This window comes from Hallerella succinigenes (assembly GCF_002797675.1).
GTDB lineage: Bacteria > Fibrobacterota > Fibrobacteria > Fibrobacterales > Fibrobacteraceae > Hallerella > Hallerella succinigenes.
This window is the reverse complement of the sequence record NZ_PGEX01000001.1, coordinates 1,083,521-1,108,982: the sequence shown is the minus strand read 5'-3', so window position 1 is coordinate 1,108,982 and position 25,462 is coordinate 1,083,521. Positions and strand designations below refer to the sequence as shown.

24 protein-coding genes are annotated in these 25,462 nt (G+C 51.4%); 19 read left to right on the top strand and 5 right to left on the bottom strand.

What is annotated here, in order from left to right; genetic code table 11:
• Positions 1–45 precede the first annotated feature (45 nt).
• From BGX16_RS04965 to BGX16_RS04950, 4 genes are all read right to left on the bottom strand, one after another.
• On the bottom strand, positions 46–1,851 hold the full coding sequence (locus tag BGX16_RS04965) for a sensor histidine kinase (protein ID WP_100425056.1): 1,806 nt from the start codon (positions 1,849–1,851) through the stop codon (positions 46–48).
• Complete coding sequence (locus BGX16_RS04960; RefSeq protein WP_100426761.1) at positions 1,851–2,564, bottom strand: response regulator transcription factor; 714 nt, start codon at positions 2,562–2,564, stop codon at positions 1,851–1,853. Before BGX16_RS04960 ends, BGX16_RS04965 begins: the two co-directional genes overlap by 1 nt.
• A 26-nt stretch (positions 2,565–2,590) precedes the next feature.
• Positions 2,591–3,385 carry a hypothetical protein gene (locus tag BGX16_RS04955; RefSeq protein WP_100425055.1) on the bottom strand — a complete coding sequence of 265 codons (795 nt, stop codon included), beginning with the start codon at positions 3,383–3,385 and terminating at the stop codon, positions 2,591–2,593.
• A gap of 173 nt (positions 3,386–3,558) precedes the next feature.
• Positions 3,559–4,860, bottom strand: coding sequence for a replication-associated recombination protein A (locus BGX16_RS04950; RefSeq protein ID WP_100425054.1), 1,302 nt, complete (start codon positions 4,858–4,860; stop codon positions 3,559–3,561).
• Between the two features lie 44 nt (positions 4,861–4,904).
• Between BGX16_RS04950 and BGX16_RS04945 the strand changes: the two genes are divergently transcribed.
• The 18 genes from BGX16_RS04945 (at position 4,905) to ispF (ending at position 23,771) form a co-directional block, all read left to right on the top strand.
• A complete protein-coding gene (locus BGX16_RS04945; protein WP_157797875.1) occupies positions 4,905–6,350 on the top strand; it encodes a glycosyl hydrolase family 28-related protein in 1,446 nt (481 codons plus the stop codon).
• A gap of 392 nt (positions 6,351–6,742) precedes the next feature.
• Positions 6,743–7,384 carry an NADH-quinone oxidoreductase subunit B gene (locus BGX16_RS04940; protein WP_100425052.1) on the top strand — a complete coding sequence of 214 codons (642 nt, stop codon included), beginning with the start codon at positions 6,743–6,745 and terminating at the stop codon, positions 7,382–7,384.
• A complete protein-coding gene (locus BGX16_RS04935; protein WP_100426760.1) occupies positions 7,384–8,037 on the top strand; it encodes an NADH-quinone oxidoreductase subunit C in 654 nt (217 codons plus the stop codon). Before BGX16_RS04940 ends, BGX16_RS04935 begins: the two co-directional genes overlap by 1 nt.
• The gene (locus BGX16_RS04930) at positions 8,034–9,227 is read left to right on the top strand and encodes an NADH-quinone oxidoreductase subunit D (RefSeq protein ID WP_100425051.1); all 1,194 of its coding nucleotides are present in this window, start codon (positions 8,034–8,036) and stop codon (positions 9,225–9,227) included. The genes BGX16_RS04935 and BGX16_RS04930 overlap by 4 nt, the downstream gene beginning before the upstream one ends.
• A complete protein-coding gene (locus tag BGX16_RS04925; RefSeq protein WP_100425050.1) occupies positions 9,224–10,330 on the top strand; it encodes an NADH-quinone oxidoreductase subunit NuoE family protein in 1,107 nt (368 codons plus the stop codon). The genes BGX16_RS04930 and BGX16_RS04925 overlap by 4 nt, the downstream gene beginning before the upstream one ends.
• 2 nt (positions 10,331–10,332) lie before the next feature.
• Positions 10,333–11,643 (top strand): NADH-quinone oxidoreductase subunit NuoF, encoded by a 1,311-nt coding sequence (gene nuoF / locus BGX16_RS04920; protein ID WP_100425049.1) that lies wholly within the window; start codon positions 10,333–10,335, stop codon positions 11,641–11,643.
• A gap of 4 nt (positions 11,644–11,647) precedes the next feature.
• Complete coding sequence (locus BGX16_RS04915; RefSeq protein ID WP_100425048.1) at positions 11,648–13,255, top strand: NADH-quinone oxidoreductase subunit G; 1,608 nt, start codon at positions 11,648–11,650, stop codon at positions 13,253–13,255.
• A complete protein-coding gene (locus tag BGX16_RS04910) occupies positions 13,252–14,613 on the top strand; it encodes a complex I subunit 1/NuoH family protein (RefSeq protein WP_241899458.1) in 1,362 nt (453 codons plus the stop codon). The genes BGX16_RS04915 and BGX16_RS04910 overlap by 4 nt, the downstream gene beginning before the upstream one ends.
• Positions 14,613–15,182 carry a NuoI/complex I 23 kDa subunit family protein gene (locus tag BGX16_RS04905; RefSeq protein WP_241899457.1) on the top strand — a complete coding sequence of 190 codons (570 nt, stop codon included), beginning with the start codon at positions 14,613–14,615 and terminating at the stop codon, positions 15,180–15,182. Before BGX16_RS04910 ends, BGX16_RS04905 begins: the two co-directional genes overlap by 1 nt.
• On the top strand, positions 15,176–15,721 hold the full coding sequence (locus BGX16_RS04900; RefSeq protein WP_100425047.1) for an NADH-quinone oxidoreductase subunit J family protein: 546 nt from the start codon (positions 15,176–15,178) through the stop codon (positions 15,719–15,721). The genes BGX16_RS04905 and BGX16_RS04900 overlap by 7 nt, the downstream gene beginning before the upstream one ends.
• A complete protein-coding gene (gene nuoK / locus BGX16_RS04895; protein ID WP_100425046.1) occupies positions 15,721–16,029 on the top strand; it encodes an NADH-quinone oxidoreductase subunit NuoK in 309 nt (102 codons plus the stop codon). The genes BGX16_RS04900 and nuoK overlap by 1 nt, the downstream gene beginning before the upstream one ends.
• A 6-nt stretch (positions 16,030–16,035) precedes the next feature.
• Positions 16,036–17,994 carry an NADH-quinone oxidoreductase subunit L gene (nuoL, locus tag BGX16_RS04890; protein WP_100425045.1) on the top strand — a complete coding sequence of 653 codons (1,959 nt, stop codon included), beginning with the start codon at positions 16,036–16,038 and terminating at the stop codon, positions 17,992–17,994.
• Positions 17,994–19,640, top strand: coding sequence for a complex I subunit 4 family protein (locus tag BGX16_RS04885; protein WP_100425044.1), 1,647 nt, complete (start codon positions 17,994–17,996; stop codon positions 19,638–19,640). The genes nuoL and BGX16_RS04885 overlap by 1 nt, the downstream gene beginning before the upstream one ends.
• On the top strand, positions 19,630–21,030 hold the full coding sequence (locus tag BGX16_RS04880) for an NADH-quinone oxidoreductase subunit N (RefSeq protein WP_100425043.1): 1,401 nt from the start codon (positions 19,630–19,632) through the stop codon (positions 21,028–21,030). The genes BGX16_RS04885 and BGX16_RS04880 overlap by 11 nt, the downstream gene beginning before the upstream one ends.
• Positions 21,031–21,259: 229 nt before the next feature.
• Positions 21,260–21,844 carry a hypothetical protein gene (locus tag BGX16_RS04875; protein WP_100425042.1) on the top strand — a complete coding sequence of 195 codons (585 nt, stop codon included), beginning with the start codon at positions 21,260–21,262 and terminating at the stop codon, positions 21,842–21,844.
• A 22-nt stretch (positions 21,845–21,866) separates the two neighbouring features.
• On the top strand, positions 21,867–22,166 hold the full coding sequence (locus BGX16_RS04870; protein ID WP_157797874.1) for a hypothetical protein: 300 nt from the start codon (positions 21,867–21,869) through the stop codon (positions 22,164–22,166).
• A 77-nt stretch (positions 22,167–22,243) separates the two neighbouring features.
• Positions 22,244–23,176, top strand: coding sequence for a hypothetical protein (locus tag BGX16_RS04865; RefSeq protein ID WP_100425040.1), 933 nt, complete (start codon positions 22,244–22,246; stop codon positions 23,174–23,176).
• A 106-nt stretch (positions 23,177–23,282) separates the two neighbouring features.
• Positions 23,283–23,771: a 2-C-methyl-D-erythritol 2,4-cyclodiphosphate synthase gene (ispF, locus tag BGX16_RS04860; RefSeq protein ID WP_100425039.1), complete on the top strand. Its 489-nt coding sequence runs from the start codon at positions 23,283–23,285 to the stop codon at positions 23,769–23,771.
• On the opposite strand, the gene BGX16_RS04855 is transcribed toward ispF, so the two are convergent.
• Positions 23,768–24,295, bottom strand: a complete 528-nt coding sequence (locus tag BGX16_RS04855) for an NUDIX hydrolase (RefSeq protein WP_100425038.1) — start codon at positions 24,293–24,295, stop codon at positions 23,768–23,770. The genes ispF and BGX16_RS04855 overlap by 4 nt on opposite strands.
• Positions 24,296–24,342: 47 nt before the next feature.
• Here BGX16_RS04855 and BGX16_RS04850 point away from each other — a divergent pair, with 47 nt between their 5' ends.
• Positions 24,343–25,386, top strand: a complete 1,044-nt coding sequence (locus BGX16_RS04850; protein WP_100425037.1) for a serine hydrolase domain-containing protein — start codon at positions 24,343–24,345, stop codon at positions 25,384–25,386.
• The last annotated feature ends 76 nt before the right edge of the window (positions 25,387–25,462 follow it).

Sequence of the window (25,462 nt, the reverse complement as noted above, 5' to 3'; positions counted from 1 at the left end):
CACTAAAGAATTTAGAAAACGAAGACCTAGATGGGTAAGTACATTTTAGATATTTAACAGTGGCAAATGCAACTTTGTGCGAAGCCCCGGATTCGCATTTTCGATTTCGATCTTCATATTTGTCATGTCGCAGAGCTTTTTGACCATGGAAAGGCCAATGCCTGTGCCTGCGGTCGTGCGGGTCATTTCATTGCCTACACGGTAAAATTCTTCGAAGACGTGGCTGATTTCCTTTTGCGGAATGCCCGGACCGTAGTCGCGTACCACAAAATACACATCATGTTCCGAAACGCGCAGCTCCAGGGCAATCATCTTATATGTCGAATTTCTCGCGAATTTGAGCGAATTGTCCACGACGTTTGTAAGAATCTGCATCACCGCATCCTTGTCGAGAGTCAGCTGCAGATTGCAAATGTCGCTTGTGACAGTCAAGTCAAAGCCGTGCTTTTCAATGTTCTGCGTGTACGTGGCAACGAAAGTATCTAGAATCGTCTTCGGATTTTCCTTGCTGAATTGCACGTTCCAGTTGCCGCGTTCGAGCTTGGAAAGGTTTAACACGTTCTGGATTAAACGGGAAAGACGTTCGGTTTCGTTGACGATCAGCGCATAATACTTTTGACGCTTCGTCTCGTTCGCCACCCAGGAATTCTGGAGCAGTTCCGCATACATGCGAATGGCGGTCAAAGGCGTTTTCAGTTCATGGCTCACCGCCGAAACAAAGTCCTGACGTTTGTTCGCCAAAAGGATCTGGCTTTTCGTCGAACGGTAAACCGCAAAGAATCCGCCGGCGAGAGCGACGAACATGATAATCGCGATCAGCACAAGGATCATGTGGCTCGAGCTGCTTTCTTCTTCCGTCAAATAAACGGTCAAGATCATGTCGTTCAACGGGAACTGCAACGGAATGTTCAAAAGCTCGCCTTTTGAATTCACGATGCTTCCAAATGTAACGTAGTCGTTTTCCTTTGTACCGAAGGCGAGCGTAATGCCCTGTTCCACCGGGTTGAACTGCAATTCGTTTAAGACAAGGTTTTCAAGGTAGTTGCGCAGTCGCACTGCGTAACCTTGAATGAACTGTTCGTTGTTACGCCAAACGTTGCGGTAGTAAACGATGTAATTGCTGTCGAATTTCGCCTGGAACGGATCGATTTCCACTTCGAGCAGGTTCGGAACTTCGATCGAATCGTACACGTTTTCGTCTTCTTTGCCGTTTTCCGAAATGCGAAGGATACGGGCGGATTCCACGTCAAAGAGGAAAGTTTCCGTTTTGGAACTCTGTTCGTAGCGGCGCTGGAACTTTTTGTTGTCGTTCAGCTTGACGGCGAGTTTCAAGTTTTTGCCGTAGAGCCTGTCCAGACTGTCTTGGGTACTAGCCTGAACTTGGTTGCGGCTTAAACCTTCGTTGTGAATATCGAGCTGCTTCAGAACGTTCTGGATGCTGTCGCGGATGACTTCACGCTTGGAACGGTCTTCCACCGGGATCTTTTCGAGGATGCCATCGGGGAGTACCGGAGTGTGCATGCCGCCGTCCGGGTCCAACTGAAAATAGCCGATCATTCCACCGTAATGGCTGCGGATCGGAAGCTCGGCGAGTTTGGAAATCGTGACTTCTTCACCCCCGATGATAGGCACAGCGCGGATAAATCGGTATTCCGAATAGGAGCGCTGTTCTTCGACGGCAAGGTCGTCATAGATGCGCTGGTTCAGCATCTGCAGAATGAAATACGCCTGTTCTTTATAGGCGTACTGCGACTCCGTTTGAAAATGTTTGTAGGAATTGACTAAAAGGATCGCGACGGGAATCGCGATCACTAAGAAAAGAAACGTAAAAATCAGCTTGAGCCGATTCATCAGTCCGGTGTTTCTCTGAGCTGGTATCCTTCACCGCGGAACGTGACGAGCAGGCAAGGATGAGACGGGTCGTCTTCGATCTTCTTGCGGAGCTTGGTAATGTGGATGTCCACCGTACGGGTATCGACGGTTTCCGCGTTTTCGTAACCCCAGACCTTATTCAAAAGTTCTGCACGTGGAACGGCGCGGTCACGATTGTTCCACAGATATTCGAGAATTTCGATTTCCTTACGGGTAAAGGAAAGCTTTTCGGTGCCACGGAAGCCGCTGTATTCGCGGAAGTTCACGCGCAGATTGCCTGCAGCGAGTTTGCCGTCGCCTTCCATCGACTGACGGGAACGGCGAAGAACCGCTTCGATACGGGCGAGGAGCATCGGAACGGCAAACGGCTTTGGAACGTAATCGTCTGCGCCGTACTTCAAACCGTCAATAATATCCTTGTCGGTATTCTTGGCCGAAAGGATAATGATAGGGACGTCCTTGTCTTTTTCACGGATCTTGTCGCAAACAGTAAAACCGTCCATGCCCGGGAGCATCAAGTCGAGAAGGATCAATCCGTATTTGCCGCTGAGACCTTCGGTAAGGCCCGAAATGCCATCTGCGACATGCTTAACGTGATAACCCTGGAATTCCAGAAGATCGACGAGACCTTCTGCGATTGCAATTTCGTCTTCGATGACGAGAATTGTAATGTTCGTGTTTTTCTTATCCATGCGAAAAACTCCCAAATCAGATCGAATTAAAGAGCAAAGCCGACACCGGCTTCCAAAACGAACGAGGATGCGTCAATTTCGTCATCGTAGTCGATGCCGAAGTAATACTTGCCGTTTACATAGGCTGCAATCGGGATAATCGGCAACTTGGCGCGAAGACCCACAATGATATGACCGCCGAGATTTGTGTTCAGACCGTCATCTTGCAATTTATCGGAAAGCTTGTTTGCGAGTTCTTTCGCCTGTTTTTCGCTCATCGTGCCGGAAACGAGAGCTTCTTTGAGTTCCCCTTCGAGAACTTCCATATAGCTGTTGATGAATTTTGCGCTCATCACCGGAGTGCTCAAGTAGTAGGTAAGACCACCGCCGATATACGGACGGATAATCGGAAGGGAAGTAATCGGATAGGTAATAGAAACATCTCCGTTCATGGCGACGAACTTCGGAGTCGTTTTGCCGAACGGAACACCGTCGAATTCAAGTTCGATGTCGCGTTCGATCGCCTTGCCATCGAGACCGGTGACGGTCAAAGTCGAAGAGTAAGAGCCCCACTGAAGGTTGTAAGTCGCTTCGATGTCGATAATCGGAAGGATGTCGATCCAAAGCTTAAGACCGAAGCCCTGCATACCGCTGAAGGAACCGTGGCGGTATTCCACCTTGCCGAGTTGAAGATCGCCAGAGCTTAAACCTGCGATTTCTTCGTTAGAAGTCTTGTCGAGACTAGTTCCAAAGTTCGGGGCGTATTGAAAACCAATGCCGAGGATAGCAAAAGACGGCGAAATGCACAAAGCAGCCGCTGCGGCAAGCAATTTGAAATTCATGAAAGGACTCCTTCAGTTTTCTCCCAAACTATATTAAAAAGCTATAAAACGGATATGTTTTTATCCGAATTTGCCCTAAACGCTTCAAAATCAATGAAATGGGACGCATCAAGCGTTCAAAAAGGAACGTTTTCTTTAAAAAGTAAATGTTGTAAGCAGAAAGTAAGTTTTGGTTACTTGTCAGAAACTTTCGAAGCCTTGATCGCTTTCAGCTCCGCGAGGCGTTCGGCGAGCTTCTTTTCCCTGCCGTATTCGGTCGGGCTGTAGATTTCCGTGCCGACGAGTTCCTTCGGCAAATGTTCCTGGGCGGAATAGGCGCCTGGACTGTCGTGATCGTACATGTAGCCGTTTCCGTAGCCGAGCTGTTCGCCGACTTTTGTCACGGAATTGCGGAATGCGCGGGGGACGGGTAGCGTACCTGTCTTTTTAATCACCGCGTCCGCTTTCATGCCGGCGAGTTCCACGCTGTTGCTCTTGGGGGCGAGAGCGAGGTAAATCGCCACTTCGTCAAGGCCTATCAAGCCTTCCGGGACGCCCATAAAGTCAAAGGCCTGTCGCGCGGCGGTCGCAAGGAGCAGGGCGTTTGGATCGGCAAGCCCGATGTCTTCCATCGCCATGCGCATCAAACGGCGAATGATAAAACGCGGGTCTTCGCCGCCTTGAATCATGCGGTGCAACCAGTAAACGGCGGCATCGGGATCGCTTCCGCGGACCGACTTGTGCAATGCAGAAATCAGGTTGTAATGTTCTTCGTTCGACTTGTCGTAACGGAGAGGTTTCTTGTACTGGATCGCGTCCAAAAGCTTGGCGTCGATGACTTTTTTACCGTTCAGGTTCTTCGCAATCCATTCGACCTGGTTCAGCAAAAAGCGTGCGTCGCCGTCTGCCTGCGAAACGAGCTTCAAAAGCGTTTCGTCCGAAATTTCCACATCCGAAAGCTGCATTCCGCGGGGGTGTTCCTTAAGGGCGAGCTTTGCCAAATGCGACAGATCTTCTGTTGAAAGGGGTCCAAAGAGAATCAGCTGGCATCGGGAAAGGAGAGCGGAATTCACTTCGAATCCCGGGTTTTCGGTCGTCGCGCCGATCAGCGTCACCGTACCGTCTTCCACCGCTTTCAGCAAAGCGTCCTGCTGACTCTTGTTGAAACGGTGAATTTCATCGATAAAAAGAATCGTACCTTTGCCGAGGTTCTGGTAGGTCTTCGCTTCTGCAAGAACCGCCTTCACATCTTTCACACCGGATTCCACGGCGGAAAGGGCGACGAAGCGCTTTTGAGTGTTCAGATGGATGACGTTTGCGAGGCTCGTCTTTCCGCAGCCCGGAGGTCCCCAAAAGATCATGCTTGGAACCGTGTCCGCTTCAATGCTCTGGCGGAGCATGCTGCTTTCGCCCAAAATCTTATTTTGTCCCAGGAATTCATCCAGGGATGTTGGACGTAAACGTTCAGCGAGCGGTCTTGTGTTTGCATCGTTCATCGCCGTTTAATATACATTTATTTCGAATCGTCTTTCGGAAGCTTATGCGCGCCTTTTTGACCTTTACCCTGTTCTGGATTTGGACTTCGAGTGCTTTCGCTCAAGTGTTTTTGAACGTGCAGGATTTTGGCGGATTCCCGAATGACGGAGCTTCGGATGATGTCGCTTTGCAAAGCGCGTTTGAAGAAGCGGCGAAGCAGAATGCGCAGGGGGTCTTTTTGCCGGCGGGCCGTTGGCAATTTGAAAAGCCGATCTATGTGCCGCGCGGTTTGACTCTTAAGGGGACATATACGCGTCCGCATATCGCGGAACGTGCGGATTTGGAAGGTGCCGGCACGACAATCGAATGTTACGTAGGGCGTGCCGCAGATATCGACAAGGAACCTTGGAAGTATGAATCCTGCGTGACCCTTTTAGGTTCGGCGACTCTCGACGGGGTGAACCTCGTTTACCCGGAGCAGGCGGACGTTTGGAATCCGGTGCCGTATTCCTGGACTGTTTTTTGCAACAACGATTACGATGAAAACCACCAGGTACGGGAGATTTCCCATTGCGCGGTCGTGAATACGACTCTGGTGAATTCTTATGCGGGCATCTTTATGCGCTGGAGTGCGAACGACCATTTTATCAGCGGCGTGAACATGTCTGTATTTAAAAAGGGAATGGTTCTCGACGGCATTACATCGCTCGGGGTGATTCAGAATGTGAATATTCACAATCAGTACAGCTGGCCGTTCTACGGGATAAAGGCTTCGGACCATGCGAAGGCGGAACTCCTTGCTAAACAGAACCTCGAAAATATGACGGGCATTGAATTTCACAGGGCCGATTGGGGCTGGCTGAATCAGGTGTTTATTATCTATGCGAACAAAGGCTTTGTCTTTGAAAAATCCATGACCGCAGCGGATTCTTCGCAGTGGGAGTTCGGCACTCGGGCGCTGCCCTCGTTCGATATTTCGAACAGCGGCTGTGACCTTTGCAATGTAGCTGTCGAAGCGAATTTTGTGAACACGGGCGTCGGGGTTAATTTTTCAAACAGCAACTTGCTCGGACGCGTGATTCTCGGCGACAGCTGTTACGGATCGCTTCGCTTTACAAATGCTTTCTTTAGTTTTGGCGTGACCGGTGCGGACGTAGAAAAGGACCAGTTCACGGTGGGGAAGCATGCGACGCTCCAAATTGTAAATTCCGAAGTGCTGAACTTTCCGGAAGGAATTTCGAAAGAAGCTCCGTGGCGCGGAAAAATCTTTAACGTCCGTGGCGTTTTGCAGCTCAGCAACACCGTCTTTGCTGTTCCCGACACGGGCCGTTACGACGCCCGTACTTTTGAACATTTGATCGTTCAAGGCTCGGGTCTTGCGACTGTGCAAAACGTGATTTTCCGCGGACCGGAATTCCGCTTTTCGACCAAAGAAAAAGGACGCGTGAGGGCGTCCATGATCGGACATCGGGAAATCTCAGAGGAAATGCCCTACAATCCTCCGAGGTAAAAAACAGACCCCAGACGAAACCGGGTCTATTTTTCTGGATGCCTCAACTTGATTTAGCCGAAGCCTCATTTACGAGGATGGAAGTTAGGTGTTGCTAAAAAATGAAGTTCGAGATCTCTAATAAATGCGTCAAGGGAATGAATCCAAAAAGCGCGGTTTTGTTTGAACGTGCGTTTAATTCCGACTAAAACACTTTGCTTTTAAAACGGACGAAAAACGGGTCGTCTGAGTTCGATTAATTCCGACTAATTTGCTTAATTTAATCCGAAAGGGCGTTTTTTGAGGTCAAAATGGGTCCTTAAACTTTCATTTTTGTGCTTTTGAAGGGAAATCGGTACTCCCCTCAAATTCAATTTCTATCTTTCAAACCGACATTTACGAGGTATCGTTCTATGGCAGTTGAAGCCCAAGAAGCCAATTTCTTCACAACGAAACTTGACTTCATAGTCAACTGGGGACGTAAAAATTCCCTGTGGCCGTTTCCTTACGGAACGGCGTGTTGCGCTATTGAATTCATGAGTACAGAAACAAGCCCCTACGACCTTTCGCGTATCGGCTCTGAATACGTCCGCTTTACGCCGCGTCAGTCCGACGTCTTGGCCGTTCAGGGGACGATTACTTACAAACAGGCTCCGATTCTGAAGCGTATTTACGAACAGCTCGCTGAACCGAAGTGGGTGATTGCGATGGGTGCCTGTGCAACGTCCGGCGGTGTATACGACTGCTACTGCACAGTCCCGGGTATCGATAACATTATTCCGGTCGATGTTTATATCGGCGGCTGCCCGAGCCGTCCGGAAGCCTTCTTCGATGCGATGTTCGAAATCCAGAAGAAGGTTTCGGATGAATCCTACATGGCAAAACGTAAGGAACGCCTGAAGGAACAGTGGGAACTGCTCCAGGCGAAGACCGCTCAGGCGAAGCAGGAGCTTTCGGAATACTCCCGTGCAAAGGTATTGGAGCTCAAGGAAAAGGCGGAATGCTTAAAGAATACCGCTATCCGCAAAGCGGAATTTTGGAAGGAGAATCCGTAATGGCCACATCTCTAGACAACGTGAAAGAGCCGATCGTCGCGACTCCGGAAGCTCGTCAGGCTTTCGAAGAAGCTGCGCTCAAGGCTCTCGAAAAGTTCGGAGCCGTTCGGTCTGAAAAGAATCCGTGGGGACTGACGGTAGTGGTGGACCGTTGCAATTTGCATGCGACGGTGCTTGCTATTCGTGACGAACTCGGACTTGACATGCTGATGGATGTCGTCGGCATCGACTATCTCGGTTTTAAGGATTATGTCGGACCTCGCTTTGCGGTCGAATACGTTTTCAAGAGCGTTTACGAACCAGCCAAGCGCATGATGGTCAAGGTTCTTGTCGAAGAAGCCGACCTGAAGGTCCCGACGATTTCGGATCTTTACGCCATTGCCAACTGGCAGGAACGTGAAGTTTACGACCAGTACGGCGTGATCTTTGAAGGTCATCCGGACCTGCGCCGTATTTTGAACCACGTAGAATTCGTGGGCCATCCGCTCCGCAAGGACTACCCGGCTCACCGTCGTCAATGGCTCTCGACGAACGACTACCTGTATCCGACTTTGGAAAAACGTTTGGAGTCCAAGGGCTACCGTATTCTCGAGCGCCCGGAAGAAATCAATCCGTCTGAAGAAGAATATCTGCAAGGGAGTATTAAAAAATGAAAGTGCTGACTCCTGAAGGCGAAGAAAAGAATTTGATGGTGTTGAACATCGGTCCGTCGCATGGTGCGACGCACGGATGCTTGCGCTACATTACGGCTTTGGACGGTGAAAACATCGCTGCTTCTGTCGGTGAAATCGGTTACTTGCACCGCGGCTTTGAAAAGATGGCGGAACGCGGAACCTGGCAACAGGTTTTGCCGCTTACCGACCGCTTGGACTATTGCTCCGCGATGATGAACAACTTCGCGTACTGCCGTGCTGTGGAAAAGATGCTCGGCATCGAAATCCCGGAACGTGCAAAGGTTATCCGCGTGATTGTGAACGAACTTTCCCGTATCGCGGATCACTTTATTTGTGACGCTGCTGCGGCCCAGGACTTGGGCTCGACGACGGGCTTCTTTTACTTGTTCGATTCCCGTGAACAGACGATGCGCATTTGGGAAAAATTGACCGGCGCTCGTCTCACGAACAGCTACGGCCGTATCGGCGGACTTTATCGCGACACTTACGAAGGCTTTGAAGAAGATGTTCTCGCGGTTTGCAAGACGGTCGAGAAGAACCTGCACGATGTGCACGCTTGCTTTGACCGCAACCGTATCTTCCTCGATCGTACGGTGAACGTCGGCTGCATGACGCCGGAAAAGGCGATCAGCTACGGCTGGACGGGACCATGCCTTCGTGCAACGGGCGTCGCCAGTGATGTTCGCAAGGACGAACCGTATTGGGATTATGAAACTTATGACTGGAACGTGGTGACCGGTACCCGTGGTGACGTCTATGACCGCCTTATGGTCCGTCTCGCCGAAGCGGAAGAATCTTTGAAGATCATTCGCCAGGCTCTGAAGCGTCTTGCTCCGGGTCCTGTGAGTGTCGAAGATCCGCGCGTGCGCGTTCCGTCTCATGAACGTGTTTATCAAGACATGGAAGCTTTGGCTGGCCGCTTCAAGAGTGTCTTCGAAGGCATTCGCGTTCCGGCGGGTGAATATTACTGCGGAACGGAAACGGCTAACGGCGAACTCGGCTTCACCCTCGTTTCGGATGGCTCGGGTCATCCTTGGCGTGTGAAGGTGCGTCCGCCTTGCTTTACGCAGTTCGCTGCGTTCCATGAACTCGTGGAAGGCGGCATGATTGCAGACTCGATTGCATGCCTTTCGAGCATCAACATTATCGCGGGAGAATTGGACAGATGAGTCATATTACCGGTGCAATTCAGGACGTTGCGAATAACATTCTTTCTTATTCCAAAGGTCCGTCCCCAGTTGAAGTTCTTCCGGGCGCAGTGGACCAGTGCGGTCATGCGAACAAGATTCAAAAGCAGCCGACTTGGGGCGAAATCGCTCCGCTGCTCGAAACGGCTGAAGTCAAGATCCGCATCGCGGATTTGCTCTCCCGTTATCCGGTCGCGCAGGGCGCTCTTCTCGAAGTGCTCTGGGTTGCCCAGGATGCAATCGGCTGGCTTCCGCACGAAGCGATCCGTTGGGCTGCCGACGTTTGCAAATGCTCTGCGGCACACGCTTACGGCGTTGCAACGTTCTATACGATGTACAAGCACGCTCCGACGGGAAGATTCCTGTTGCAGTTCTGCCACAACATCAGCTGCCACTTGCGTGGCGCCGAAAGCATGCTTCAGTATGCACGCCGCGTGCTCGACTTGAAGCCGGGTGAAACGACCAAGGACGGCCTTTTTACGATCGTCGAAGTCGAATGCCTTGCCGCTTGCGGTAACGCTCCGGCGATGATTGTGAACGACGACTTTGCAACGAACGTCGAAAACGGCGAATTGACTTTGAAACCGGGTGAATGCCTCACTCCGGAACGTCTCGACAAGATTCTGCAGTGGTGCAGAGATCGTGCTGCCAAGTATCCAAAGGAACCTCCGCGTGAAGTTCTCGGCGGCATGGTAAAGGGCCACGGCGGGCACCCGGGTGCTCCGGGCGCAACGGCAAAGCCGCAGGTTTCCGATTACGCCCCGCCTTCTCCGGTGCTCGGCGTAAATGCTCTCGTCGACGACAATGGCGCTACCCTCACTTGGAAGGGCGCTCCTGAATTTACGGAAATCACCGTAGAAAAGAATACGAACGGAACCTGGACCGAAGTGGGTAAGCCGGGTGTCAAAGACAAACAGTTCGTGGATCCCGAAGGTAAGATCGGGGATGAATACCGCATGATTGCGGTCAGCGGAACTCGCACTGCCAAGCCGTCCCAGGTTTGCAAGGCGAAGGCTGCGCCTCCTCCCCCTCCTCCACCGGAAGCTCCTGCAGCAGCTCCTGCAACAGCAAAGAAGGCGGGTTAACGATGCAAGATTCGATGAAGGTTTGCACTGGAAACTTTGGAAAGCACGCTCAGAGCATCGACGCTTACAAGAAGCTCGGCGGCTATTCCACCATTTCCAAGTCTCTGTTCGAAATGTCTCAGTTCGAAGTGATTGATCGCGTTCAGCGCGCCGGTCTCCGCGGACGTGGCGGTGCGGGATTCCCGACCGGCATGAAGTGGAGCTTCGTTCCGCGTAACACGGGCAAGCCTGTGTATATCGTGGTGAACGCTGACGAAGGCGAAGGCGGTACGTACAAGGATCACTTCCTTCTGTTGGAAGATCCGCACCGCTTGATCGAAGGTTTGATTATTGCGGGCTGGGCTCTCGGCGCTCGTACGGCTTATATCTATGCACGTGGTGAATTCCTCCCGTGCATCGAAAGCGTGAACAAGGCTTTGAATGAAGCTTATGCTGCCGGTTATCTCGGTGAAAACATCATGGGTACGAAGTTCAGCTTCGATATCTTTGTGCACCGTGGCGCTGGCGCTTACATTTGCGGTGAAGAAACCGCTCTGATCAACTCGCTCGAAGGTCAAAAGGGCCAGCCGCGTTTGAAGCCTCCTTTCCCGGCGGTCGCTGGCGCCTGGGCTTCTCCGACCTGCGTGAACAACGTGGAAACGATCATGTCGCTTCCGTGGATTTTCTCCCATCCGGTGGAAGAATACACGAAGATGGGCACTCCGCGTGCTCACGGTACAAAGGTGTTCTGCGTTTCCGGTGACGTGAAACGTCCGGGCCTTTATGAAGCGCCTCTCGGTACGCCGCTTATGGAAATGCTCACGAGCGAAGAATACTGTCAGGGAATTATCGGTAACCTGAAGGGTGTGATTCCGGGTGGTTCATCCTGCCCGCCGCTCCTTCCCGAAGAATGCCAGAATGCAACTCTCGACTACGAATGTATGGCCTCTTTGAAGACCATGTTCGGTTCGGGTGCAATTATCGTGTTCAACGATACGCATAACGCGGTCGACATTCTGGATGTCCTCGGTCATTTCTATTCACATGAATCCTGTGGTCAGTGCACGCCGTGCCGTGAAGGTACAGGCTTTGCCAAGCGCGTTCTCGATGCGATCATGCGCGGCGAAGGTCATGATGGGGATATCGAACTGTTGCAGGGAATTTCCGCTGGTTTCGGCGGAACGACTATCTGTCCGCTTTCGATTTCTCTCGGTGGCCCGCTGAATGTTTACACGAGAAAGTATCGTGCTGACTTTGAGGAATATATCGCGAAGAACCCGAATCATGCGGAACCCCGCTTGAGACCGACCGTTCGTCTGGGAGCATACTGGTAATCTTATGAGCAATCATTACAACATGCCTCATCTTCCGACTGCCAAGAGTCCTCGAGTTACAATCGAGGTCGATGGTCAGAATGTGGAAGTGCCGGGCGATACTAACCTGCTCGAAGCTTTGAAAGCTGTCGGCATTGAAACCCCGCACGTTTGCTATCATCCGTATTTGCCGGTCTCTGGTAACTGTCGCCAGTGCCTCGTCGAAACGGAAGGTCCGCGCGGAAAGGCTCTGATCATTTCCTGTTTCACCCCGGTGAAGGAAGGAATGAAAATTTCGACACCGCGTTCTAGCGAACGCGTGAAGAACGCTCGTGCAGCAGTCTCCGAATTTATGCTGCTGAACCATCCGCTCGATTGTCCAATCTGCGACAAGGCGGGTGAATGCACGCTCCAGGAAAACTACGTGGAAGCGGGCAAGGATACGAGCCGCCTTTACCCAGAAGTCGGTAAAAACTACCACGGCAATCCGGATCATCAGTTCTACGACACCAAGGGTCAGCTCCGTGGCGGTAAGCGTGTGGACATTGGCCCGCGGATCTTCCTCGATGAAGAACGCTGCGTGCAGTGTGACCGTTGCGTCCGCTTCATGCGCGATGTCGCCGGCGATGAACAGTTGCAGCTCGCGCTCCGTGCCGACAAGACTTACATCACCACATTCCCGGGTCGCAAACTCGATCACGAATATGACCTTTGCGTCTCGGACGTTTGCCCGACCGGCGCAATGACTGCGAAGTATTTCCGCTTCCAGCAGCGCGTTTGGATGCTTTCTCGCACGGCGACCATCTCCATGGATGATTCCCTTGGCGCAAACATCTGGCTCGATCACAACAACGGATATATCTGGCGCGTGATGCCGCGCTGCAATCCGGAAGTGAACCGCACCTGGATTTCGAATACGAGCCGTCTCGCTTTCCAGCAGTTTACCAAGGACCGTTTGCCGGTCGGTAACCTGGACGCCTTGAAGAAGGCTCTCGAAGGCGAAGGCAAGATCGCATTCGTCCTCGGTGGAAGTGCAACGAACGAAGACGCTCTGGCCCTCAAGACGCTTGTGAACAAGCTCGGGGCTCGCGCCGAAGTCTTTGTCGGAACCTTCGCTCCGGTAGGAACTCCAGACGGACTTTCGAAGAGCGGGGACCCGGTGGCAAACCGCGCAGGCTTCGCCCTGTTTGGCTTTACCCAGACGGCAGAAGACCTCGCCAAGCGCGCTTCCGAATTTAAGACGCTCGTTTCGCTTTCCGCAGACCTGTGGGGTAGCGACGCTTCGAAGGCAAAGTCTCTTGAAGTCATTCCGAACCGCGTTTCGATTTCTGCAAAGAACGATGAAACGGCAAAGAAGTCTTCGACGGTTTACGGCGTCAACCACTGGTCCGAAGTAAGCGGATCCATGGTGAACGTGAATTCGATCCTTCAAAAGCTGAATGCGGCTCCGACTTCTCCGGATGCAGAACTTGCTCCGCTGTTCTCTGTTCTCTTCGCCCTTGCCGGTGAAGATGTAACGAGTGCGGCTATCGCCTTCAAAAAGGCGGGCGAGTTCGCTCCGAAGCTTGCGAAGTTCTCTTTGGATGCCATTCATAGCACGGGCGAATTGCTCGATGGAGATGCTGCCGTATGATGGAATTGATTGAATCCAAAACTTGGATTGAATGGCTTCTGACGATTGCGAAGCTCGCGCTCGCTTTCATCCCAGTGCTCTTCATTCTTCTCTTGATTCCGATGGAACGCCGTGGTGCAGGTTTCATTCAGGACCGTCAAGGCCCGAACCGCTCCTACATCAAGATTCCGTTCTTCGGAAAGATTCGCGCCTTTGGTTGGATCCAAAACTGCTGCGACGGCTTGAAGCTTTTCTTCAAGGAAATTTATGAACCGAAGAGTGTTCATAAGGTTCTATTCTCGCTCGCTCCGGCCATCCCGTTTGGGCTCACGCTGCTTACGCCGTGTGTTCTTCCGTACTTCGCTTCCTTGAACTTTACGTTCGGCGATACGGTGGTGCACATTCCGGCTGCGAACGTGGATACGGACATCGGCATTCTGCTTATGTTCGGTCTTTCTTCGCTCTCGGTTTTTGGTACGGTGCTTTCGGGTTGGGCTTCCAAGTCGAAGTTCCCGCTCCTGGGCGCTCTCCGTGCAACGGCTACGAGCATCAGTTATGAAGTTTGCCTTGGCCTTTCGATGATGGGCATGGTCCTGCTTGCAGGCACGTTCAATGTCGAAGGAATTGTGAACTGGCAGGAAACGCACGTCTGGGGCATTTTCGTCCAGCCGGTGGCGTTCTTCTGCTTCCTTTTGGCTGCGATTGCCGAAACAGGACGTCCTCCGTTCGACGTTTCGGAAGGCGACCCGGAACTTGTCGCTGGTTATCATACGGAATATGGCGCAATGCAGTTCGGTATGTTCTACATGGGAGAATATGGCCATGTGGGAATCAACAGTATTCTCATGGCAACGCTCTTCCTTGGCGGCTATTCGATTCCGTTCATGACGACTGCCGATGTGCAGGCGAACTTTGGCACTGTCCTTGCCGTTCTTTTCGGCATCTGCGCCTTCCTCGCCCTCGCATTCCTTCACATGGTTTACCGCTGGCTCCGCGAATTCAACAAGGGTAAAGCTTCGAACAAGGATGAAATCAACAAGGAATATCTCCTTTACAAGATCATCGCTTGGATCGCTGTCCCTGTGTTCATCGCTCTGGCTGTTCTTTCCGGACTTTTTGTCCATCCGGAATCGACGATCGTGAATGGCCTTCCGGTTTATGGCATCGGTACCGCTCTCGGTACTGCCGCTGTGCAGTTCCTCGTTTTGATGATTAAGACGGTGTTCTTCTGCTGGATCTGGATTTGGGTCCGCTGGACGCTCCCGCGTTTCCGCTACGACCAGATTATGCATCTCGGCTGGAAGATCCTTTTGAACATTGCCCTGTTGAACTTGGTGGTGACTGCCGTTATCGCTAAACTCGTCATGGGAGGCAACTAATGGTTCGCGTTGTTAAACACAAAGAAATGAACTTGATCGAACGCCTCTACATTTTCGAAGCGTTCCGCGGTCTCTACACGACAATCAAGCACTTTTTACGCGGTTTCTTCCGCTACGAAACGCTCCCGACGACTGGTTATCCGGAAGTTAAGCCTTACATTCCGCGTGACTACCGTGCCAAGCATCGAATAATGGTGCGCCCGGATGGTTCGCCGCGTTGCGTTGCATGCTTTATGTGCGCATCGGCTTGCCCGGCTCACTGCATCTTTATCGAAGCGGCGCAGTCCACGGACGGACGTATCGAAAAGAAGGCTTCTCGCTTTGAAATCGACCATTCCGTGTGCATCTTCTGCGGCCTTTGCGTGGAAGCTTGCCCGGTTGACGCTCTTCGCATGGATACCTGCGAAACGAGCTTTGTCCATCCGAAACGTAAGGACTTCATCGTGAACCTTACGGATTTGACAAGCTGGAATCCGAAGGATTATCCGGATGACCCGCAGAGCCAGGTAGCTCCGGGCGGAACACAAAATAAGCAGGCTCTCGAAGTCTGGGGAGAAGTCAAATGCTAGCTCTCATTTACTTCATTATCTTGGCGGTGATCGCGGTGGGATGCTCCCTTTGCATCTTCTTCACGAAGCATCCGCTCTATGCTTCGATTGCGATGGTCACGACGATGCTTTCCCTGGCCGGCATTTACGGCCTTTTGGGAAGCCCTTTCGTCGGAGCTGTCCAGATCATGGTTTATGCAGGCGCTGTCATGACGCTCCTCATGTTCATCATTCTTGTGCTGAACGGCTCGCGTGACAATACGACAAAACGGTTCGACAAGGTTTCGATTTTTGTGCTGTTCTCCGTTTTGGCGGTGGCTGCCCTCACTTCGATCGTGCTTTGCCATGCTTCGTTCGACTTTAACCCGGCTACGGTGCGTGGCGGTGTTGATGTCACGGCGAAGGCGCTTTTCAACGTAAGCGCTGACGGCAACGGCTATTATCTGATTGTCCTTGCGATCGGCCTTGTGCTGCTTTCTGCAATGGCGACGGCTGTCATTCTCGCCCGTAAGCGTATCGCTTCGGATTCGGAGAATGCGAAGCTTGAGGAGGTTCACTAATGCACGCGATGTACGTTCAAATTTTGGCGTTGATCCTCATGTCCCTCGGTATCGCCACGGCTCTCTGCCGGCGTAACGTGTTCTTCGTTCTGATGGGCGTGGAACTTGCGCTGAACGCGGTGAACCTGAGCCTTGTCGGATTCTCGAAGACGTTTGCCGATACGGTGAGCGTTACCGGTCAGATTATCCCGCTCTTTACGATTGCGGTCGCAGCGGCAGAAGCTTGCGTCGGCCTTGCGATCATCATCTTGATTTTTAGAAATCAGGATAGCGCGGATGTTGATAACTATTCCAATATGAGGGGGTAACAGAAAATGATTCCTCTTTGGTTAATTCCTCTTTTCCCTCTCGTTGGCGTGGTGGTGCTTACGCTTATCGCTCTCGCTTCTTCTGAAAGTGAAAAGGGTCCTGATGAAGGTCTTGTGGGCACGATCTCCGTGATCTTCCCGCTCCTTGCCTTTGCTTCGACAGCGTTCATCGGCTGGAATATGCCGGCAGAAGGCATTCACGAAACTCTCTGCAACTGGATCGACACTCCGTTGTTCCAGGCACACTTCGGATTCCTCTTTGATGGGCTTTCCCGTACAATGCTTCTCTTCATCACGGGCATTGCGACGCTCATCACGATGTACTCGACGGGTTACATGCACAAGGATCGCGGCTTTGCCAAGTTCTTTGCTTACATCAACCTGTTCGTGTTCAGCATGATCGTGCTCGTTCTTTCGGACTCCTTGGTTCTCACGTTCCTCGGTTGGGAAGGTGTGGGCCTTTGCTCTTACCTCCTCATCGGTTTCTGGAACAAGGATTTGAAGAACTGCAAGGCTGCTAACAAGGCATTCCTCGTGAACCGTGTCGGTGACGTCGGCTTCCTTCTCGGTATGGCCGCTCTCGTGACGGTCGGCGGTTCGAGCCTTTTGAATTACACGGATCTTCTCGCTTGGATCGTGAATCCGGCTTCGGCAGAAATGATTACGACGAGCCTTCCGCTCCTCACGGCTGCTGGACTTCTCTTCTTCTGGGCTTGCACGGCAAAGAGCGCTCAAATTCCGCTCCTCACCTGGCTCCCGGATGCAATGGCGGGTCCTACTCCGGTTTCTGCGTTGATCCATGCTGCAACGATGGTGACGGCTGGTGTTTATCTCGTGGCCCGTCTCTCTCAGTTCTTTGTGATTCTTCCGGGCGTGCTTCCGGTGATTGCACTTGTCGGTATGCTGACCGCTTTCTGGGCAGCTGTCGCAGGTCTTCTCCAGAACGACATCAAGAAGGTTCTCGCCTACTCGACGATTTCCCAGCTCGGCTATATGTTCATGGCGGCTGGCGTTTCGGCCTTCGACGTTTCGATTTTCCACGTGTTCACCCATGCCTTCTTCAAGGCGACGCTCTTCCTCGGCGCAGGTGCTGTGATGCACGCTCTTGCCGGCGAACAGGATATGCGCAAGATGGGCGGTCTTTTGAAGAAGACTCCGATTACCGCGTTAACGATGCTCTTTGCATACCTCGCGATTATCGGTTTTCCGGGATTCTCCGGCTTCTTCTCAAAGGATTTGATTCTCGAACGCGTCTTTGAATTCTCCCCGGTTCTCGGCCCGGTCCTTTACGGCGTAGGCCTTTTGACCGCGGTGATTACGGCTGTGTACATGACCCGTCTGATGGTTCTCGTGTTCCTTGGCAAGTACCGTGGCGAACTGCGTGACGATCAGATCCATGAAGCTCCGTTCTCCATGACATTCCCGATGATCGTTCTTGCGATTGGTTCGGCATTCTCCGGCTACTTCTGGAACGTGTTCGTGAACGGCGCCAACTGGTTTGAACAGTGGCTTGCTCCGGCTGTCGGTTATGCTCAAAAGATGGCGCACTTCTTGGAAAAGGCCCCGGCGTTTATGCCGTCTGCACTTTTCTTTGCCGCTCTCGGTACGGCTGCGGCGATTGTCGGTGCAGCTGTTGGCTATAAAATCTTCATGAACAAGCGCATCCCGCAGCTCAAGAAAAATGCGGACACGACTCCGGTCGGCGGCGCTCGCGATTGGACGTTCTTCTTCGACTATATCCACAATATTGTGATCAAGGTCTTTAACTTCCTTGCCCTGGTGACGGATATGGTCATCGACAAGTTCGTTCAGATTTTGCAATGGATGGTTTGCTCGCTCGTGTTCATCGTGGGTGACGGTCTGCGTTCCCTTCAGGTTCGCAATGTTCGCCTGCAGGTCGCGTTGAGCATCGCAGGTGTTGCGGTCATTGGCATTGTGGTCTATCTCTGCGGAGGGCTTTCCTAATGTTATACGCACTGGTTTTTGCTCCGTTCCTCGCCGCCCTTTTCATGGTTGCCGCTTCTGGTAAGGATGCCCGTTCGGCATCTCGCCTTGCGGTGATTCTTGCGGCGACGCTCTTCTGCGGAAGCTTGACGCTTCTCCTTGCAGGAGATTACAACACCACTCCGATGGAATGGTTTACGATCCCTGGCGCGGGCATAACGGTAACGCTCTCCTTTGCGGTGAATGGATTCTCCGCTTGGATGGTGTTCCTCGCTAACATCATTACGCTGGCTGCTTTAATCAGCGCTCGAAAGACGACGGGCGGTAACTACCGCAACTTCGCCATTGGAATGTTCGCACTTCTCGGAGCCTTGAACGGTACGTTCCTCGCTTCGGACGCGGTGCTGTTCTTCTTCTTCTTCGAAGCGCTCGTTCTCCCGGCAGCAATCCTCATCGGTTCTTACGGAGGATCTGAACGTCGTAAAGCGGCAGCGAACTTTGCCCTTTACACGCTCATCGGTTCTGCTCCGATGGCAGTCGCTCTCTGGTATTTGATTTCCATTGCAGGATCTTCTTACGTGCTCCCGGTTGCACAGGCCGCGCAGGCTCTTCCGGAATCCACGCAGACGATTCTCTTCTGGTGCTTTGCCGCTGCGTTCTGGGTAAAGACTCCGCTCTTCCCGTTGCACGGTTGGCAGGCAGAGACCTATGCAGAAGCTCCGGCAAGCCTGAGCGCTGTTTTGACGGGTGCCATGTCGAAGGCTGGCGTTTACGGCTTCTACTTCTGGGTGATTGCGATCTTCCCGGAAGTCGCTTTCAAGAACGGCATGCTTCTTCTCGGATTCGGCCTTTTGACGGCTGTGTACGGCGCCTTTATGGCGATGCGTGCCAAGGATATCAAAAAGCTCCTTGCATTTAGCTCCATGGGTCACTTGGGTCTTGCGATTGCCGGTATCTTTACGCTTAACGTGGAAGTGTTCCCGGCGGTGCTCGTGATGCTTGTTGGACACGGACTTTCTGCTTCTGCCCTCTTCATTCTCTCGGGCTCTGCGGAACGTTTCGCAGGTCACCGCTGCCTCGACAAGATGGGCGGCTTTGCGAGCCGTTATCCGGTGTTCGGCTTCTTCTTTGGCGTGGCAAGCATTCTCGCGATTGCAATTCCGGGTACGGCTGGCTTTGTCGGAGAATTCCTTGTACTCCTCGGTCTTTGGGGTGTGAGCAAGGTCGCGGCGGTTGTCGCTGGTCTTTGCATCATCTTGACCGGTGTTTACATGTTGCGTTTGATTCAGAAGGTGCTCTTCGGCGAACCGGGTGAAATCTCGGAAGACCAAAAGAAGCTCCGCTTCCCGATTGCGGATGCGGTGGCGACGGCGCCGCTTTTGATTCTCTTGATCGTTTTCGGCGTGTTCCCGCTGCCGATCACAAGCTCGCTTGATTATACCCGCGTGACGGAAGATCAGCAGGCAGAAATTGAAGCTGCAATCGAAGCCGCTTCCCAGCCGGCCGCTGTAGCCGAAATGACTGAGCAGGTCTCGGCTGAACCGGTTTCTGCGGATACGGCCGCTGTCGAAGCGCAGGTTGTGACGGAAGCCGAAGAAAAGGCTGTAGCAGAAACGGCTACGGCTGAACAAGAAGTAAAACAAGTGGAGGCTGAAGATGTCCGCTAGTTTTGTGAATCTCCTTCCGATGGCAATCGTTGCGTTTGGCGCCATGGTTTGCATCGCTACGGAACCGTTTGTTGCAGATAAAAACAAGCAGAAGGTGCTTCCTTGGGTTGCAAGCGCGTTCCTTGTGCTTTCTGCAATCTCGTTTGTATTTGTGAAAGTGGATGCCGCTCCGCTTTTCGGATTCTTTGAAATGGGCGCGCTCCGCATGGTCCTTTCCCTTGCCGTGTTGCTTTGCGCATTCCTTGGTATCGGAGGGTTGCAGGTAACGCTTGCACGTGAAAAGTATCCGGCGGGTGAACCGTATGGCCTTGCGCTTCTCGCAACGGTCGGTGTGCTGATCATGGTGCAGTCGGTGGATTTCATTCCGCTTTTTGTCGGAATGGAATTGGCTGCTTACCCGATTTACGGCCTTGTCGGCTTGCGCCGCAAGGATCGCAATGCGAACGAAGCGACGTTCAAGTACTTTGTGACGGGCGCTGTCTTTAGCGTTGTCTTCCTTTACGGTATGTCTTTAATCTACGGTGCAACGGGAACGACTCATTTTGGCGGTAAGGTGCTCGCTGGTCGCGAACTCCTTTATTCCGCGGGTGTTCTGCTTTCGTCTTTTGCGCTCCTCTTCAAGGCGGGCGCCGCTCCGATTCATTTCTGGGTGGCAGATGTCTATTCGGGTGCGTCTGTTGCGGTCACGGGCTTCATGGCGGCTGTCGTGAAGGTCGGCGCTCTCGCGGCCCTCGGTGCTCTTTGGATGCGTTCCGGCGTGGAAAAGCTTGCCCCGGTAATGATTGTCGTGGCGATTCTTTCGATTGTGATCGGTTCGCTTTCGGGAATTGCCCAGAAGTCGATCCGTCGCATTATCGCATTCTCGGCGGTGATGAACGCGGGCTTTATGGTGCTCGGCCTTGTGAGCAAGGATTTGAGTGCAATGTACTACTTCCTGGTGACTTACGCTCTGGGTTCTGCTGGTGCGCTTGCTGCGATCTCTGCCTTTAGCGGCAAGAACGACGAAAAGGAAAATCTGGATGACATTCGCGGTCAGGGCCGTCGCCGTCCGCTCGAAGGCATCGCGGCTGTGGTTTGCCTCGCAAGCCTTGCTGGCCTTCCGCCGCTTTCTGGATTCCTCGCCAAGTTCGTCTTGTTCTCGGGCGTGGTGAGCTCGGGCTTTGTCGCTCTCGCGGCATTCGGCTTTGTGTTCTCAATCGTTGCCATTTATTATTACTTGCGCGTGGCGATTTCGATCTTTGCTCCGGCAGAAAAGACGGATGACGCTAAGAATGAAAACGCTTTGAGCTCTTCGACGTACTTCTTGCTCCGCTTGGGCGTGACGGTGACGTCGATTACACTCGTGTGCCTTGCTTTAAAGCCGATCCTTTTTCAGGTGAAGACATTCTAAGACACTGTCATTGCGAGGGCATAGGCTTTACAAGACTCTGCAACTTGTTGCAGTAGTCTTGTTATCCCCAATGGGGACAAGCAATCCACTTGAAAGGTTTCAAACCCGCTGGCTATGCCGGCGGGTTCCTTTTTTCCTAGAGTCTTCCCTGGTAAATGTGCTATATTATAAAAAGCAACTTATAATTTTGTTACGGTCGGTGAGGTATGCATTTTAGCATGGAGGGAAAATGAAGTTTGTAGCGATCGCTTTGTTTGTTGCCTTTTCTGTTTTGTATGCCCGTGAAGTGAATCCTACATTTCTTTGGGATGCTACCATCGATACAACGGGCCGTATGATAACCGGATCAACGGATGAAAGCTCTGGGTATTGGCATGTATTGGAAGACGAATGGGCTGGGGGATCTTCTAGATGGATTTTCCCGTCAGATGTAAAAACAGATTCGACAGGAGATTTTTTTGGCCCTTTGACAAGAGCTTATGGAGCAATTCAAGGTGATTTTGTAATAGGGCAATGGCTCGAAGAATCTACACCGGAAGATGGACAGCAACCATATATCGGTATCGCTTTTAATCCTTGGGATATGGATTTTCAAAAGGTGGACATTTCGGCATGGGGTGGTTTTTGTATTGAGTATTTTGCATCCATGGATTTTGTAATACGTTTGTATGAAGACGAGGAGTGTTTGCAAATTTACACTTCGATGAAAGCCTCGGATTCTTTGGTGACTGTAAATGTCGCATGGGATAAGTTTAGATTTACTCTTTGGGGACCGAATCGTCGCTCAACAATAGAAGAACGCTCTTCAATATAATTCTGCAGTTAGACTTGTTTTTATGGGAGATCCTGGAACCAGTGGCAGTTTCAAGTTGACCAAGTTCGGGTCGTATGGAAGTTGTGACGGATCTTTCGTTTCGACACCAAAAATAAATGTCATCCCTTTGATTCAAGTCTCTAAAAATTCGCCGTCTCAATATTCGATTTCCGGCCTTGCTTCCGAAACGTCTTTCCTGCTTTTTGATTTGAACGGCAAGGTTTTGAAATCGGGAACGTTGAAAAGCGGAGGAGTGGTGAATGCTCCGACGCATCCGGCGATTTTGAGGCTTGAAAATGGAGCGCAATTCCTGCTGAAGTAATCGATCGCTTCACTTCGTTTGCGATGACACGGTCAAAAACTTGGAACAGCCATTGCGCATTTTAGCATGGAGGAAAAATGAAATTTGTAGCGATCGCTTTGTTTGTTGTCTGTTCGGTTTTGTATGCCCGTGAAGTGAATCCGACATTTCTTTGGGACGCTACTGTCGATACAACCGGCCGTGTGATAACCGGATCAACGGATGAAAGTTCTGGGTATTGGTATGAACTTGGCAAAGGTTCGTATGACGATTGCACTGAAGTTGAAAATTCGGATTTGATCTGGCCTTCTGATGTCAAAGAAGATATTTATGGAGACTTCTTTGGGACGTTGACGCGGGCTTACGGAGGCATTGTGGGAGAATTTATATTGGGAAAACAGATTGAGGTCGACACAAGTGGGAGGGGCGGTTGCTCGCGGTATAGCGTAGGCATCGGTTTTAACACCTGGAATTGGGATCAAGAGAGTGTGGACATTTCCGCTTGGAATGGCTTTTGCATGGAATATTCCTCTACGATGCGCTTTGACATCCGGTTGAAGGAATACGGGTTCTCCATAGAAACTATAGATTTATATGCAACCATACCGGCTTCGGATTCGCTTACCGTTATAAACGTTCCGTGGGAAAAATTTTCTTGGTATCTTACATTTAAATTGTCCGGAACGAAGTATGATGAACTGCAAAATAACAACGCCGTACATCTTGTTTTTTGGAGCGATTCCGCAGCTACGGGCAGTTTCAAGTTAACCAAGTTCGGGTCGTATGGAAGTTGTGACGGATCTTTCGTTTCGACACCAAAAATAAATGTCATCCCTTCGATTCAAGTCTCTAAAAATTCGCCGTCCCAATATTCGATTTCCGGTCTTGCTTCCGAAACGTCTTTCCAGCTTTTTGATTTGAACGGCAAGGTTTTGAAATCGGGAAAATTGAAAAGCGGGGGAGTGGTGAACACGCCAGCGCATCCGGTGATTCTAAAACTTGAAAATGGAGCGCAATTCCTGCTGAAGTGATTGGATTGCTTCGACCCTTTGGGGCTCACGATGGCTCTTTGGAAGCGCTTTTTGTTTGGGCGAATATTTTATATTGGCTTAAAAAGTCAAAAATAAAGGATTTAAAATGGAAAAGATTTTCCGCACCGGTATCGGATTTGATGTTCATAAACTCGTGGAAGGTCGCAAGTGCATTATCGGCGGCGTGGATATCCCTTATGAAAAGGGACTCCTTGGCCACAGCGACGCGGACGTTTTGCTCCATGCGATTAGCGATGCCTTGCTTGGAGCCGCAGGCCTTGGGGACATCGGCACGTACTTCCCGGATACCGATCCCGCTTTTAAGGACGCTGACAGTTTGGTTCTTCTCGGACGCGTCCGCGAAGAAGTGGTGAAGGCGGGCTGCAAAATTGAAAGCCTCGACAGCGTCGTGATTTGCGAACGTCCGAAGGTAAATCCGCATCGCGAAGAAATGAAGGCGAACATTGCCCGCGTATTGCAGATTCCTGTAGAATGCATCGGCGTGAAGGCGAGCACGAGCGAAAAGCTAGGATTTACCGGTCGCGGAGAAGGCATCGCTTCAGAGGCCGTGGCGACTGTAAGCAAGATGGTTTAATGCAGCAGGTAGTCGAAATCTTTTGGATGACAGACAAAGTTCTGCGGCGTTTTTTCTAACGCTTCTTGAAGCTCTTTCACCGAGAAAAATTTGAAGTCATCGACTTCATGCGGTTGCGGTACGAGCTGTGATTTTTCTTCTTCGGAAATAAACGCTTTGTACGTGTCGTAATATTCGTTGTCGATGTAAGAACCGCCGTTCAGAACGCTTGTGTGGACGGCTTCAAAAATAAACGTGAGATCTTCGGGCTTTTTTTTGAGCCCCAGTTCTTCGCGAATTTCTCGGATGGCGGAGTCGATGCTCGAATCGCCTGCGGAAATATGTCCTGCACAACTGGTATCGTAAAGCCCCGGATTGTTTTCTTTGTCGTGGGCGCGAAGCTGGAACAGAATCTTGCCCGCTTTATCGATTAGCCAAATGTGAACCGTGCGATGCCAAAGGCCTCGCTTGTGGACTTCGCTACGCGGGCAAATTTCTCCGGTCTTTTGTCCGGTGCTGTCTAAAACGTCAATCTGTTCTTCCATTTGGTTTCTCCCATTTTTTCCCTTAGCTGAAAATCTATCTTATTTATATGAACGAAGCATTTGAAAAATCCTTAAATACCCTGTTTGAAAGTGCAATTGCAAGTGGAGTGTTCTCTAAAGCGGTTGTCGGATTCACATCGGAAGAAGGCATGGAGATTCGTGCCTATGGCACATCGGAAGATTCTGTGTTTGATATTGCTTCGGTCACAAAAGTTTGCCCGACATCGACGCTTGCATTAAAACGCGTTTTAAACGGAGAATTGGATTTAGATGCGAAAGTCATCGAGTTCCTTCCTGAATTGCGTACAAATTACAGGAACGAAATTCTAGTGCGTCATTTGCTGACGCACAGCCTCGACTATCGAGTACCGATGAGTTCCTTAAAGCGCCTTCCGCCGGAGCAGATATTGGATTCACTTTTTCAGTATCGCTTTAAACAACAACCGGGAACTATTTTCAATTACGGCAATCCGGCGAGCATTTTGCTTGGGCTTGTTCTAATGCGAATTTCGGGCGGTAAAAGTTTGCAGGCTCAGGGCGAAGAAGAATTTTTTAAGCCGCTTGGCATGACGCGTTCCGGCTGGGATCCGCTGACTCGTGTGCAGAAAGAAGAAGTCGTGGCGACCGAAGAAGATAACTGGCGCGGTCGAATGATTCAGGGCGAAATTCACGACGAAAGCGCCTTTGTTTTGCGCAAGTTCTTTCCGGTCGGCAGTGCGGGAATGTTCTCCACGGTGCCGGACCTTTTGAAATTCGTGACGATGATCTTGAACGATGGGGAATTCGAAGGCAAGCGCGTGATGCCTGCGGGCGTTTTAAGCCTTGTTTCTTCGAATGCTTTAGATGGTCGAGTGCAAGGGGAATGTACGGCTCTCGGTTGGGAACTCGATGCAGAAAAGTTCATGGGAAGCGTCCACAACTCGCACATGTTCGGCAAAACGGGCTTTACAGGTTCAAGCATTGTCGCGGATGCGCAAAAAAAGAAGGCCGTGGTGCTGCTCAGCAACTTCACTTACCCCAAAAGAGAAGACAATGCGTCGAGAATTAACGCTTTTCGGTCGCGTCTTTCTGAATTGACGTTCACCCATTGAAAAATCCTTTTCTAGTTTATTGCGCCGGCGGGGGCAATGACGCCCTCGTTTTAAATGAGAGGGAATATAAACTTAT